Origin of the sequence: Rhizobacter sp. OV335 (assembly GCF_900142965.1) — a bacterium.
GTDB lineage: Bacteria > Pseudomonadota > Gammaproteobacteria > Burkholderiales > Burkholderiaceae_C > Rhizobacter.
Genome location: NZ_FRCQ01000007.1, coordinates 85,215 through 97,877, shown reverse-complemented (window position 1 = coordinate 97,877; position 12,663 = coordinate 85,215). Strand labels below are relative to the sequence as shown.

The following is a 12,663-nucleotide window of genomic DNA, read 5'->3' as shown; positions in this document are numbered from 1 at the left end:
CGGGCTGGGCTCTGGGCGGCCTCATCGGCCGCCTGTGTTGTTGATCGAGGAAGGCGCCGGCAGAACCGCCGGCGCCTGGTTGACATCAGTACTCGTAGGCGCCGATGTCGGTGGTCGCACCCTGGGCGCGCTGCACGCCGCGGGAGTCGGTCGGGACCAGCGACTGGTTCGCGCCGGCATCGATCGCCGGGCTGCCGGTCGACAGCGTCAGCGGGGTGCTGCCGGTGGTGGTCGAGAACTTCGGATCGGCCACCTTGCTGCCGCCGTCGTCACGTCCGCTCAGGGCCTTGTACTTGGTCAGCCAGGTCGCGAAGTTGACGCCGGAGAAGTCGTCGCTCGAGAAGGTCGGGTTGCCCGTGCTGGTGTAGTAGACGTTGTGGTCGAAGACCAGCGTCTTGTAGTCGGTCATCGCGCTGGAGCCGATCTTCACCACCGGCTTGGCCGACGAACCGTAGATGATGTTGTTGCCGAAGTAGACGTTGGTGCCGGCCTGGCCGACTTCCGACTCGTTGGAGAGGAAGATCGATGCGTGCATCAGCTTGCCGGTGTCGTAGCAGCTGTTGTTGTAGAAGCGGGCGTTGCTCGACGACGAGGTCGCGAGGCAGGCCCAGGTGGAGCCGATCACGACGTTGTTGCGAACGATGCCGTCATACGTCTCGTACCTTCCGTCGACCAGGCGGTAGTCGTCGGTCTCCTGGCCCAGCATCAGCGCATGGCCGTTGTCGGCGTTGCCGATGTTGACGAGGCGGTTGTTCTCGAAGATCGGGTTGCGGGCATTGCCCTTGGCATAGATGCCGATGTCCGGCACGTCGTGGATGTAGTTGCCGGCGACACGGACGCGGTCCGCACCGACGATGTCGACACCCTGGGCGTTGCTGCCCGGCTTGACCTTCGACGCGTCTTGCCAGATCTCGTTGTCGAGCACTTCGACGTCGTTGGACGTGCGCACCAGCTTGACGATGTCGGCGACGCTGCAGCACAGGCGGTTGCCCACCAGCTTGACCTTCGGCGTGTCGATCTTGATCGCGTTGCCGTCGCCACCGCCGGCGGCGCTGCCCTGGATCTCCAGGCCTTGCACCAGCCAGTACATCGGGTAGCAGTCGGTGTTGCCGCTGCCGTCGCCGACGGCGTCTTCATCGCAGGCGGAGTTGTAGAAGTACACGGTCGGGCCCGAGCTCGTGCTCTTGATCACCGGGCGCTCGCCGTTGTAGCCGCGCAGCGAGATCCACTTCGTGGCGCTGCCCGCACGGCGGATCACGACGCTCTCGGTGTAGGTGCCGGCACGCACGTCGATCGTGTCGCCGGCGCTGGCCAGGCCGACGGCCTTGTTGATCGTCTTGAACGGCGTCGTCAGCGAGGTGCCGGCGTTGCTGTCGCTGCCGGTGGTCGCCACGAAGTACGCCTTGCCGGTGCCGGTGCCCGGCGCCGTGCCGTTGCCGGTACCGCCGGTGCCGCCCGAGCCGCCGCCGGTGGAGGTCGCGGTGAACGATGCGCCGACCGCAGCCGCCGCATTCATCTGCACGGTGCAGGTGCCGGTGCCCGAGCAGGCGCCGGTCCAGCCGCTGAAGCTGTAGCCGGAAGCCGGCGTCGGGTTCAGCGTGACGGGCGTGCCGGAGTAGAAGACGCTGGTGCACGACGCGCTGCACGACACGCCAGCCGGGCTCGACGTCAGCGAGCCGCTGCCGGTGACGGTGATCGCCAGCGGGTAGGTGACCGTGGGGGTCGGGGTGGGCGTCGGCGTGGGGGTCGGCGTCGGGGTCGGGGTGGGCGTGCTGTTCGAGACGAAGCTGCCGACCACCGTGCGGTTCTGGCCCATCGTGACGTAGCAGAACTCGGTGCCGGAGCACGAACCGCCGCTCCAGCCCTTGAAGGTGTAGCCGCTGCTGGCGCGGTGGCCGATCATCACCTGCGTGCCGGCCGCGAAGCTCGCGCTGCACTGGGTGCTGCCTTCACCGCAGACGATGCCTGCGGGCTGCGAGCCGATCAGGCCGCCGGCCTGGCCGGACACCGTCAGCGTGTAGCGCGTGCCGGCCGCTGCGGCAACGCGCAGCGCTTCGGCTGATTCGGAAGCACCAGCGGCATCCGCCACATCCGTGCCTTGATCCGTCGAGGACCCGCCGCATCCAGCCAGCACGGCCGTCACGCAGAACGCGCCCAACACCTTGTGAAACCAACTCATTCGATAGCTCCTCTAGCCAATCCAAACGCCGGGCCAATCCCTGCGCCCGTCGATGCGGCATCCCTGTTTCGACGGCTGGGACGAATCATTGAACGACCAGGGGTGAGGCCTGTTACGGGAGGTCAGATCAGGGGCTTTTGTTTTTGCAAGCGATCGAATGCCGTCGACACCCCCTCGTTCACGGGGGTGGCAGAGGGGGATCGCTCCATCCATCGGAAATTACGATGGAGTGAATCAGGGTTTATCCGACGCCGAACACGTATCAGGCTTTGTTACAGACTCGTGTGCAATCGCTACAAAACGGCCTGTAGCTGACGATAAGTCCTTGATTGCGCTCAGGAATAAGCAAGGCGAAAGCCTGCCAATCCGAGCGATGGGGCTCCGTGCGTTCTCGAAGAAGGGGCCCGTTCGGGCGCCTATTGCGGCGACTGCTTCGCGGCCGGGGTATCGGCTTTTGGTTTGTCGCTGCGTTGCGCCGAATCCACATCGGCGGCCGGCGCGGCCGATTCCTGTTCCGCCAGGCGGCTCAGGCGGCGCCCGGCCTCGCTGTCCGGTGCCAGCCGCAGGCCCAGGTGGACCTTGTGCTGCACCCGCGAGGCATCGGGCGGGTAGTACGACACCGACAGCTCCAGCCCTCCCGGGCACAGCAGCTTCACGAGGTCGTTCATGAAGGACGGGCTCTTCGGGCACTTGTCGCCATACGCGCTGGTGATCTGCGCGGACTGGCGGGACGCGAAGGCGCGTGCCTGCGCTTCATCGGGAAAATCGGCGACGCCGTGCACGCTGAGCAGCGTCAGGCTCTTCGGTGTCGCGAGCAGTTCGACGGCCTTGAACTCGGGGGCCTTGTCCGGCTTGTCGATCAGCATCTCGACCATCGACGAGACGCGCGTGCGCTGTTGCGTCAATTCGCCGACGGCATACGGCGCGCCGAGCTTGTAGCCGAACAGGTCGCCTTCGGGCGGGCCGGCGTGCGCGGCGCCGCACGCGAGCGCGGCGAGCAGCACGACCAGCGCGCGTATCGGGTGAGGGTGGGTGCTTGGCATGCCGTTGGACTATATCTGCGGCGAATGGTCGCTCGTGCCAATGCACGATGAAGTGCAGCGCAATGCAGCGCATGGGCGATGCGTGCGACGCGCATAAAAAAAGCAGCACCGTGTGCTGCCTTGTTCTGGTGATCGAGCTGGTGGGCGGTGCAGGGTTCGAACCTGCGACTTCCACCGTGTGAAGGTGGCACTCTACCGCTGAGTTAACCGCCCGAGTGTCTTTCGATCACCGGCTTCGCGCAGTGCCTTGGGGGCCTCGCTGCGAAGCCACGGATTATGCCACAAGCTGTCGCCAGCCCGTCTTGCCGCCGGACGCCTTGTCGAGATCCGTGAGCTGCTTCTCGTGCGCCGCGAGTTCTTCATCGTTGGCGACGATGACCGGCAGGTCGAAGGCGCTGAAGTCGATCGCCGCGATGACGATGTCCTGCGACGAGCTGCTGCCCGCATCGATGACCAGCGAGTTCTGCCCGCGCGTCATGTTGATGTAGACCTCGGCCAGCAGCCCGGCGTCGAGCAGCGCGCCGTGCAGCGAGCGGTTCGAGTTGTCGACCTCCAGCCGCTTGCACAGCGCATCGAGCGAATTCGACTTGCCGGGGAACATCTCGCGCGCCATCAGCAGGCTGTCGCTGACGCCCGCCACGCACTCCGCGAACGGCCGGCGGCCGAGCCGGCGCAGCTCGGCGTTCATGAAGCCGACGTCGAAGCCGGCGTTGTGGATGACGATCTCGGCGCCCGCCAGGAAATCCATCAGCTCGTCGGCGATAGCGCCGAACAGCGGCTTGTCGGCCAGGAACTCGTCGGTCAGCCCGTGGATCTTCACCGCGTCTTCGTGGCTCGAGCGCTGCGGGTTGACGTAGAAGTGCTTGTTGTTGCCGGTCAGGCGCCGGTTCACCATCTCGACGCAGCCGATCTCGATGATGCGGTCGCCGGATTCCGGGCTCAGGCCGGTGGTCTCGGTGTCGAAGAAGACCTGCCTCATGCGGCCACCTTCTCGGCCGACGGCAGACCACGCCGCGCCGACCAGGCGCACAGCACGATGCCGGCCCCGATCATCGGCACGCACAGCCACTGGCCCATGCTCATGCCGAGCGCGAGGATGCCGAGGAAGGCATCCGGCTCGCGGAAGAACTCCGCAATGAAGCGGCACAGGCCATAGCCGATCAGGAAGGCACCCGACACCTGCCCCATCGGCCGCGGCTTGCGCGAGAACCACCACAGGAAGGCGAACAGCAGCAGGCCTTCCATGCCGAACTGGTAGAGCTGCGACGGATGGCGCGGCAGTGGGCTGCCCGACTCGGGAAACACCATGCCCCACGGCAGGTCGGCCGGCGCGAAGCGGCCCCACAGCTCGCCGTTGATGAAGTTGCCGATGCGCCCGGACGCCAGCCCGGTCGGCACGCAGGGGGCGATCAGGTCGGTGACCTGCCAGAACGGCCGCTTGCGCAGCCAGGCGAACACGCCCATCGCCGCGATCACGCCCAGCAGCCCGCCGTGGAAGGCCATGCCGCCCTTCCAGACCGCGAACACCTCCAGCGGGTGCGACGCGTAGTAGCCCGGCTTGTAGAACAGCACGTAGCCGAGCCGGCCACCGATCACCACGCCCAGCACGCCGTAGAACAGCAGGTCCTCGACGTCGCGGCGCGTCCAGCCAGCCTGCGCGAATTGCGTCTGCCGCACGCGGATCGACGCGAGCCACAGGAAGAGCCCGAAGGCGACCAGGTAGGTGATGCCGTACCAGTGGATGGCCAGCGGGCCGATCTGCAGCGCGACAGGATCGAATTTCGGATGAACGAGCATGGTGTGGGGAGCCGGGCAATGCGGAAGCAGGCGAACGATACCCCAGCTCAGCCCCCCGCTCAGCCGGTCAGCGATGCGCGCACGAATCGCACGAAGCGCTCGACCACCGGCCCCGCATCGCCCGGCCACACCAGGCTGGTTTCGGATTGCGGCGCCGCGCCCGCCAGCGACGGCGGCAAGCGCCGGTACAGCACACCGTCGCGCCGCAGCTGCGTCACCGATTCGGGCACCCAGGCGAGGCCGAGCCCGGCCGACACCAGGTTGACGATGGTCTGCATCTGGATCGCCTCCTGGCCGATCACCGGCGTCGCGCCGTGCCGGTGATAGAACGCGACCACCGCGTCGTGGATCGACGGCGCGATCGCCCGCGGGAAGATGATCAGCGGCTGCGCCAGCAGGGCCGGCAGCGACAGCCGGCGCGCGCCCGCCAGCGAAGAGGCGGCCGGCAGCGCCAGCACCAGCGGTTCGGTGCCGAGCGACAGGTGCTCGAGCGCCGGCGCCGGCAGCATGCCGGGCGCATGCAGCACGAAGCCGGCGTCGGCCTCGCGCTGGGCGAGCGCGGCGAGCTGCACGTCGGTGGTGGCTTCGCGCAGCTCGACGTGGATGCCCGGCTCGGCGAGGCGGAAATCGCGCAGCCAGCCCGGCAGCGGCCCGAAGCCGACCGTCGAGACGAAGCCGAGCCGCAGGCGCCCGACCGCCCCGCTGCCGGCCGCGCCGGCGACCGCCGCCAGCGCAGCCGCCTGCTGCAGCAGCTGGCGCACCGGCGACACCAGCGCCTCGCCGGCCGGCGTCAGCGCGACACGGCGCCGCGTGCGGTCGAACAGCGGCGTGCCGAGCCGCGCCTCGATCTGGCGGATCGCGAGCGTCAGCGGCGGCTGCGTCATGTTGAGCTGCTGCGCCGCCCGGCCGAAATGCAGCGTCTCGGCCAGCACCAGGAACTGCCGCCACGCCCGCAGTTCGATGGCCGGCACGCGGAACTCGTCAGCCATCGCCATCACTCATACATCAAACATATCAATCCACCACGCTGGATATATTGGACGACATTCTGCACGCGATCGATACTGGCGCTCCCCCCGAGCATCCGCCAGGAGACATTCCGATGAGCAGCCCCGTCAACCGCCGTTCGAAGAACATCACCGAAGGCGTCGCGCGCGCGCCGAACCGCTCGATGTATTACGCGCTCGGCTACCAGGAAGGCGACTTCAAGAAGCCGATGATCGGCGTGGCCAACGGCCATTCGACGATCACGCCCTGCAACTCCGGGCTGCAGAAGCTGGCCGATGCTGCGGTGGCCGGCATCGAGGAAGCCGGCGGCAACGCGCAGATCTTCGGCACGCCGACCATCAGCGACGGCATGGCGATGGGCACCGAGGGCATGAAGTACAGCCTGGTGTCGCGCGAGGTGATTGCCGACTGCATCGAGACCTGCGTCGGCGGCCAGTGGATGGACGGCGTGCTGGTGGTCGGCGGCTGCGACAAGAACATGCCCGGCGGCATGATGGGCATGTTGCGCGCCAACGTGCCGGCGATCTACGTCTACGGCGGCACGATCCTGCCGGGCCGCTACAAGGGCCAGGACCTGAACATCGTCAGCGTGTTCGAGGCGGTCGGCCAGTTCAGCGCCGGCAACATGAGCGAGGAAGACTTCTGCGAGATCGAGCGCCGCGCGATCCCCGGCAGCGGCTCCTGCGGCGGCATGTACACCGCCAACACGATGAGTTCGTCGTTCGAGGCGCTCGGCATGGCCCTGCCCTTCAGCAGCACGATGGCCAACCCGCACGACGAGACCGCCAACACCGCGAAGGCGGCGGCACGCGTGCTGGTCGAGGCGGTGAAGGCCGACCTGAAGCCGCGCGACATCGTCACGAAGAAGTCGATCGAGAACGCGGTGGCGGTGATCATGGCCACCGGCGGCTCGACCAACGCGGTGCTGCACTTCCTCGCGATCGCGCATGCGGCCGAGGTCGAGTGGACGATCGACGACTTCGAACGGGTGCGCCGCAAGGTGCCGGTGCTGTGCGACCTGAAGCCTTCGGGCAGGTACCTGGCGGTCGACCTGCACCGTGCCGGCGGCATCCCGCAGGTCATGAAGGTGCTGCTGAAGGCCGGCCTGCTGCACGGCGACTGCATGACGATCACCGGCAAGACGGTGGCCGAGAACCTGGCCGACATCCCCGACGTGCCGCGTGCCGACCAGGACGTGATCCGCACCATCGACAACCCGATGTACACCGAGGGCCACCTCGCGATCCTGAAGGGCAACCTGTCGCCCGAAGGCTGCGTCGCGAAGATCACCGGCCTGAAGAACCCGGTGATCACCGGCCCGGCGCGGGTGTTCGACGACGAGCAGTCGGCGCTGGCCGCGATCATGGCGCGCAAGATCGTTGCCGGCGACGTGATGGTGCTTCGCTACCTGGGCCCGAAGGGCGGCCCGGGCATGCCGGAGATGCTGGCCCCGACCGGTGCGCTGATCGGCCAGGGGCTGGGCGAATCGGTGGGCCTGGTGACCGACGGCCGCTTCTCGGGCGGCACCTGGGGCATGGTGGTCGGCCACGTCGCGCCCGAGGCCTATGCCGGCGGCAACATCGCGCTGGTGCACGAAGGCGACTCGATCACGATCGACGCCCACACGCTGACGCTGCAGTTGAACGTCAGCGACGCGGTGCTGGCGCAGCGGCGCGCCGCCTGGACGCCGCCGAAGCCGCGCTACACCCGTGGTGTGATGGCCAAGTTCTTCAAGAATGCCGCGAGCGCCAGCCAGGGCGCGGTGCTCGACAAGATCGACTGACGGGATCGGCCAGTCGCCCCGCGGGGCGACTGGCGCGTTATCAGACTTTGCGCTTCTTGCGGCGGCCGCGGTGGTCCATGCCGAGCTTCTCGAGGCTTTCCTTGCGCCGATTGGCCACGCGCTCGTCCATCTTCTCGATTTCCTTGCGCTTGGTGTAGCCGGTGGCATCCGCGAAGATCCACCAGACGAAGGCCAGGCCGAAGGGCCAGCACATCTTCCACCAGTCGCCCGGCCACACCAGGTCGGCCAGCGGCCCGATGCCTGCGAGGTTCGACAGGATCAGCAGCACCCCCAAAACGACGAAATACATGATCTTCCCTCGGCCTTCCGGCTTGTCCTACGCCAATGCACGGTCAACCGCGCCACGTAGAATTCGTTGAGTTGTCCAGTGATCGAAATGTAATGGATGGCTCCCCACCTCTTCGGAAGGAAATCATGAAGTCGCTGCTTTCGCTGATCGTTGCCCTCTCTGCCCTGGCGGCCGCACCGGCTTTCGCCAACCCGGAGCTGGCGCAGAAGAAGAACTGCATGGCCTGCCACGCCATCGACAAGAAGGTGGTCGGCCCGGCCTACAAGGAGGTCGCCGCGAAGTACGCCGGCCAAAAGGACGCCGTCGACAAGCTGTCGCAGAAGGTCATCAAGGGCGGCGCCGGCGTGTGGGGCGCAGTCCCGATGCCCGCCAACACCCAGGTGTCGGATGCCGAGGCCAAGACCTTGGTCACCTGGATCCTTTCCTTGAAGTGACCCACCCCGAAGGCGCTGGCGCGCCCTCCCTCTCAAGGGGGCGCCGCCAGTGGCCCGGCAAAGCCGGCTCCACGGCGCCTGCTGGATGTAGAAGGCCCCTTTGCGGGCCTTCGTCTTTTGTGATCAGTAAGCCTGCCCCAGCTGCTCGAGGATCGCTGGATTCTCCAGCGTGCTGGTGTCCTGCGTCACTGCCTCGCCCTTGGCCACCGAGCGCAACAGGCGCCGCATGATCTTGCCGGAGCGCGTCTTCGGCAGGTTGTCGCCGAAGCGGATGTCCTTCGGCTTCGCGATCGGGCCGATCTCCTTGCCGACCCAGTCGCGCAGCTGCTTGGCGATCGCCTTCGCTTCGTCGCCGGTCGGGCGCGGGCGCTTCAGCACGACGAACGCACAGACCGCCTCGCCGGTCGTGTCGTCCGGGCGGCCGACCACCGCGGCCTCGGCCACCAGGTCGGTGCAGCTCACCAGCGCCGACTCGATCTCCATCGTGCCCATCCGGTGCCCGCTGACGTTCAGCACGTCGTCGATGCGGCCGGTGATCGTGAAGTAGCCGGTCTTCTCGTCGCGGATCGCGCCGTCGCCGGCCAGGTAGTAGCGGCCCTGGAAGTCGGCCGGGTAGTAGCTCTTCTTGAAGCGCTCCGGGTCACCGTAGATCGTGCGGATCATCGCCGGCCATGGCTTCTTGACGACCAGGATGCCGCCCTGCCCGTTCGGCACGTCCTTGCCGGTCTCGTCGACGACGGCGGCGATGATGCCGGGGAACGGCAGCGTGCACGAGCCCGGCACCAGCGGCGTCGCGCCCGGCAGCGGCGTGATCATGTGGCCGCCGGTCTCGGTCTGCCAGAAGGTGTCGACGATCGGGCAGCGGCCGCCGCCGATGTGTTCGTGGTACCACTCCCACGCGGCCGGGTTGATCGGCTCGCCGACCGAACCCAGGATGCGCAGCGAGCCCAGGTCGTAGTTGCGCGGGTGCACCGCCGCGTTGCTCTCGGCCGCCTTGATCAGCGAGCGGATCGCCGTCGGCGCGGTGTAGAAGATCGAGACCTTGTGGTCCTGGATCATCCGCCAGAAGCGGCCGGCGTCCGGGTACGTCGGCACGCCCTCGAACACGATCTCGGTGCCGCCCAGCGCGAGCGGCCCGTAGGCGATGTAGGTGTGGCCGGTGACCCAGCCGATGTCGGCGGTGCACCAGAAGATGTCGTCGGGCTTCAGGTCGAAGGTCCACTTCGTTGTCAGTGCCGCATGCAGCAGGTAGCCGCCGGTCGAGTGCTGGACACCCTTCGGCTTGCCGGTGGAGCCGGAGGTGTACAGCAGGAACAGTGGGTGCTCGGCACCGACCCATTCCGGCTCGCAGGTCACCGGCTGCGCGGCGGTCAGCTCGTGCATCCAGCGGTCGCGCGACGCATCGAAGGCGATCGTGCCGCCGGTGCGCTGGTAGACGATCACGCTCTTGATGCTCTCGCAGCCGCCGAGCGCGATCGCGTCGTCGACGATCGCCTTCAGCGGCAGCTGCTTGCCGCCGCGCAGTTGCTCGTCGGCGGTGATCACCATCACCGCGCCGGCATCCTCGATGCGGTCGCGCAGGCTCTGCGCCGAAAAGCCTCCGAACACCACCGAGTGGGTCGCACCGATGCGCGCGCAGGCCTGCATCGCGACCACGCCCTCGACCGACATCGACATGTAGATGACGACGCGGTCGCCCTTCCTGACACCCTGCGACTTCAGCGCGTTGGCCATGCGGCAGGTCTTCGCGAGCAGGTCGCGGTAGCTGACGCGCGTCACCTGGCCGTCATCGGCCTCGAAGATGATCGCGGTCTTGTCGCCGAGGCCGGCCTCGACCTGCTTGTCCAGGCAGTTGTACGAGACGTTCAGCGTGCCGTCCTCGAACCACTTGAAGAACGGCGCCTGGCTGCTGTCGAGCGTCTTGGTGAACGGCGTCTTCCAGGTGACCATCTCGCGGGCGAGGCGGGCCCAGTAGCCTTCGTAGTCGGCCTCGGCCTCGGCGCACAGCTTGTCGTAGGCGGCCATGCCGGACACATGGGCTGCCTTGGCCAGTGCCGCGGGCGGCGGGTAGACCTTGTGCTCGCTCGAACTCATTGCTTGTCTCCTTCAGCGGTTTCCAAATTCTGCTCGCACCATAGACAGCTGCTCTTACGAACGACTGACGAAGGCGCCCGGGGTCTTCACCGATGGTGCGCCCACTACAATTTCCGGCAACCGGACTATCCCTGCACGACCCCATGGCCCAGATCCCCGATCACAGCAACAGCAAGCTGCGCCCCCTGCCCAACCTCATCTTCATGAGCCGTTGGCTGCAGCTGCCGCTGTACCTCGGGTTGATCCTGGCGCAGGCGGTGTACGTGTTCCATTTCTGGGTCGAGCTGGCGCACCTGATCGAAGCGGCCTTCGGCAGCCAGACGGCGCTGCAGGCGGTGTTCAGCGCGGTGGGGGTCAGCGGGGATGCCGCCAAGGGCACCAAGCTGACCGAGACCACGATCATGCTGGTGGTGCTCGGGCTGATCGACGTGGTGATGATCTCCAACCTGCTGATCATGGTGATCGTCGGCGGCTACGAGACCTTCGTGTCGCGCATGAACCTCGAAGGCCACCCCGACCAGCCCGAATGGCTGAGCCACGTGAACGCCTCGGTGCTGAAGGTGAAGCTCGCGACCGCCATCATCGGCATCTCGTCGATCCACCTGCTGAAAACCTTCATCAACGCCGACGCGCTGAGCGACCGGGTGCTGATCGCGCAGACGGTGATCCACTGCGCGTTCCTGCTGTCGGCGATGGCGATCGCGGTGACGGACCGGCTGCTGCCCAGGGGGCCTGCGGATCACTGACCCCGGCGCCCTGCGCCCAGCAACAGCAGCGTGCCGATGACGCCGGCGATCAGCGAGCCGCACAGCACGCCGAGCTTGACCTGCGTCTCGTAGTCACCGCCCCGGCCCTCGAAGGCCAGCGCGCCGATGAACAGGCTCATCGTGAAGCCGACGCCGCACAGCACGCACACACCGAAGAACTGCCGCGTGCTCGCGCCGGCCGGCAACTCGGCACCGGCCAGCCGGATCAGCAGCCACGACGCACCGAACACCCCGATCGCCTTGCCGAGCACCAGCCCGGCGGCAATGCCCAGCGGCACCGTCTGCGCGAGCGTCGAGAAGCTCACGCCCTGCAGCGACACGCCGGCATTCGCGAACGCGAACATCGGCAGCACCGCGAACGCGACCCACGGGTGCAGCGCGTGCTCGGTCATCTCCAGCGGCGAGTGCCCATCGTCGCCCGCGCCCCGCAGCGGGATCGCCAGCGCCGTCGCCACGCCGGCCAGCGTCGCATGCACGCCCGACTTCAGCACGCACACCCAGATCACCAGCCCGACGATGACGTACGGCCCGACGCTCGTCACCCGGCTGCGGTTCATCAGGAACAGCACGATGCCGCCGGCCAGCGCCGCGCCCAGCATCGCGAGCGACACATCGGCGGTGTAGAAGAACGCGATCACGACGATCGCGCCGAGGTCGTCGATGATGGCCACCGCCGTCAGGAACACCTTCAGCGAGGCCGGCACCCTTGAGCCGAGCAGCATCAGGATGCCGAGCGCGAAGGCGATGTCGGTGGCCGCGGGAATGGCCCAGCCGTGCAGCGCGACCGGGTCGTGCAGGTTGATGGCCGCATAGATCAGCGCCGGCACCGCCATGCCGCCGATCGCCGCGCCGGCCGGCAACAGCGCCTGCCGGGCCGAGGCCAGTTCGCCGGCCAGCATCTCGCGCTTGATCTCGAGCCCGACCAGGAAGAAGAACACCGCCATCCACAGGTCGTTGACCCACAGCAGCAGCGGCTTGGCCAGCACCAGCAGGTCGCCGCCGACGCGCAGCTCGCCCGGCAGGTTCACGAAACGCTGGTAGGCCTCGTGCCACGGCGAATTGCTGACCACCAGCGCGATCGCCGCCGCGAGCGCCAGCACGACGCCGCCGGCCGATTCGGACGCAATGAAGCGCCGGATGCTGTTCAGCATGAGTTCTCCCTCGTTCAGTAAAATCGCGGGCACAAGCCATGCCCACATTGCCCCGTCGTCGGGCATTGTTCCGCAGTTCCGCCCCACTTTCCGGGAT

At 67.4% G+C, this 12,663-nt stretch carries 11 protein-coding genes and 1 tRNA gene; 3 read left to right on the top strand and 9 right to left on the bottom strand.

Annotated features, from left to right (window positions below; all coding sequences use genetic code 11):
* Positions 1–85: 85 nt before the first annotated feature.
* From BUE42_RS09765 to BUE42_RS09740, 6 genes are all read right to left on the bottom strand, one after another.
* Positions 86–2,179, bottom strand: coding sequence for a choice-of-anchor Q domain-containing protein (locus BUE42_RS09765; RefSeq protein WP_159445392.1), 2,094 nt, complete (start codon positions 2,177–2,179; stop codon positions 86–88).
* 416 nt (positions 2,180–2,595) lie between these two features.
* Positions 2,596–3,222, bottom strand: coding sequence for a hypothetical protein (locus tag BUE42_RS09760; protein ID WP_143171411.1), 627 nt, complete (start codon positions 3,220–3,222; stop codon positions 2,596–2,598).
* A 138-nt stretch (positions 3,223–3,360) separates the two neighbouring features.
* A tRNA-Val gene (locus BUE42_RS09755) sits at positions 3,361–3,435 on the bottom strand.
* Between the two features lie 61 nt (positions 3,436–3,496).
* The gene (gene dnaQ, locus BUE42_RS09750; RefSeq protein WP_073464991.1) at positions 3,497–4,201 is read right to left on the bottom strand and encodes a DNA polymerase III subunit epsilon; all 705 of its coding nucleotides are present in this window, start codon (positions 4,199–4,201) and stop codon (positions 3,497–3,499) included.
* On the bottom strand, positions 4,198–5,019 hold the full coding sequence (gene lgt, locus BUE42_RS09745) for a prolipoprotein diacylglyceryl transferase (RefSeq protein ID WP_073464738.1): 822 nt from the start codon (positions 5,017–5,019) through the stop codon (positions 4,198–4,200). The genes dnaQ and lgt overlap by 4 nt, the downstream gene beginning before the upstream one ends.
* 59 nt (positions 5,020–5,078) lie before the next feature.
* Positions 5,079–6,008, bottom strand: a complete 930-nt coding sequence (locus BUE42_RS09740; RefSeq protein ID WP_073464989.1) for a LysR family transcriptional regulator — start codon at positions 6,006–6,008, stop codon at positions 5,079–5,081.
* 113 nt (positions 6,009–6,121) lie between these two features.
* Between BUE42_RS09740 and ilvD the strand changes: the two genes are divergently transcribed.
* On the top strand, positions 6,122–7,810 hold the full coding sequence (ilvD, locus tag BUE42_RS09735) for a dihydroxy-acid dehydratase (protein WP_073464735.1): 1,689 nt from the start codon (positions 6,122–6,124) through the stop codon (positions 7,808–7,810).
* A 40-nt stretch (positions 7,811–7,850) separates the two neighbouring features.
* Here ilvD and BUE42_RS09730 read toward each other — a convergent pair whose 3' ends face one another.
* Entirely contained in the window at positions 7,851–8,120 is a 270-nt protein-coding gene (locus BUE42_RS09730) for a TIGR04438 family Trp-rich protein (RefSeq protein WP_073464733.1), read from the bottom strand.
* A gap of 125 nt (positions 8,121–8,245) precedes the next feature.
* Here BUE42_RS09730 and BUE42_RS09725 point away from each other — a divergent pair, with 125 nt between their 5' ends.
* Positions 8,246–8,554 carry a c-type cytochrome gene (locus BUE42_RS09725; RefSeq protein WP_200798932.1) on the top strand — a complete coding sequence of 103 codons (309 nt, stop codon included), beginning with the start codon at positions 8,246–8,248 and terminating at the stop codon, positions 8,552–8,554.
* Positions 8,555–8,677: 123 nt separating this feature from the next.
* On the opposite strand, the gene acs is transcribed toward BUE42_RS09725, so the two are convergent.
* Positions 8,678–10,648 (bottom strand): acetate--CoA ligase, encoded by a 1,971-nt coding sequence (acs, locus tag BUE42_RS09720; RefSeq protein WP_073464731.1) that lies wholly within the window; start codon positions 10,646–10,648, stop codon positions 8,678–8,680.
* A gap of 143 nt (positions 10,649–10,791) precedes the next feature.
* On the opposite strand from acs, the gene BUE42_RS09715 reads away from it, so the two are divergent.
* Positions 10,792–11,394: a YqhA family protein gene (locus BUE42_RS09715; RefSeq protein ID WP_073464730.1), complete on the top strand. Its 603-nt coding sequence runs from the start codon at positions 10,792–10,794 to the stop codon at positions 11,392–11,394.
* On the opposite strand, the gene nhaA is transcribed toward BUE42_RS09715, so the two are convergent.
* Positions 11,388–12,566 (bottom strand): Na+/H+ antiporter NhaA, encoded by a 1,179-nt coding sequence (gene nhaA / locus BUE42_RS09710; RefSeq protein WP_073464728.1) that lies wholly within the window; start codon positions 12,564–12,566, stop codon positions 11,388–11,390. The genes BUE42_RS09715 and nhaA overlap by 7 nt on opposite strands.
* Positions 12,567–12,663: the final 97 nt, after the last annotated feature.

Bases quoted from the DNA above. Each gene is read 5' to 3' on its own strand.
- BUE42_RS09765 (WP_159445392.1), bottom strand. From the start codon at position 2,179: ATGAGTTGGTTTCACAAGGTGTTGGGCGCGTTCTGCGTGACGGCCGTG.
- BUE42_RS09760 (WP_143171411.1), bottom strand. From the start codon at position 3,222: ATGCCAAGCACCCACCCTCACCCGATACGCGCGCTGGTCGTGCTGCTC.
- dnaQ (WP_073464991.1), bottom strand. From the start codon at position 4,201: ATGAGGCAGGTCTTCTTCGACACCGAGACCACCGGCCTGAGCCCGGAA.
- lgt (WP_073464738.1), bottom strand. From the start codon at position 5,019: ATGCTCGTTCATCCGAAATTCGATCCTGTCGCGCTGCAGATCGGCCCG.
- BUE42_RS09740 (WP_073464989.1), bottom strand. From the start codon at position 6,008: ATGGCTGACGAGTTCCGCGTGCCGGCCATCGAACTGCGGGCGTGGCGG.
- ilvD (WP_073464735.1), top strand. From the start codon at position 6,122: ATGAGCAGCCCCGTCAACCGCCGTTCGAAGAACATCACCGAAGGCGTC.
- BUE42_RS09730 (WP_073464733.1), bottom strand. From the start codon at position 8,120: ATGTATTTCGTCGTTTTGGGGGTGCTGCTGATCCTGTCGAACCTCGCA.
- BUE42_RS09725 (WP_200798932.1), top strand. From the start codon at position 8,246: ATGAAGTCGCTGCTTTCGCTGATCGTTGCCCTCTCTGCCCTGGCGGCC.
- acs (WP_073464731.1), bottom strand. From the start codon at position 10,648: ATGAGTTCGAGCGAGCACAAGGTCTACCCGCCGCCCGCGGCACTGGCC.
- BUE42_RS09715 (WP_073464730.1), top strand. From the start codon at position 10,792: ATGGCCCAGATCCCCGATCACAGCAACAGCAAGCTGCGCCCCCTGCCC.
- nhaA (WP_073464728.1), bottom strand. From the start codon at position 12,566: ATGCTGAACAGCATCCGGCGCTTCATTGCGTCCGAATCGGCCGGCGGC.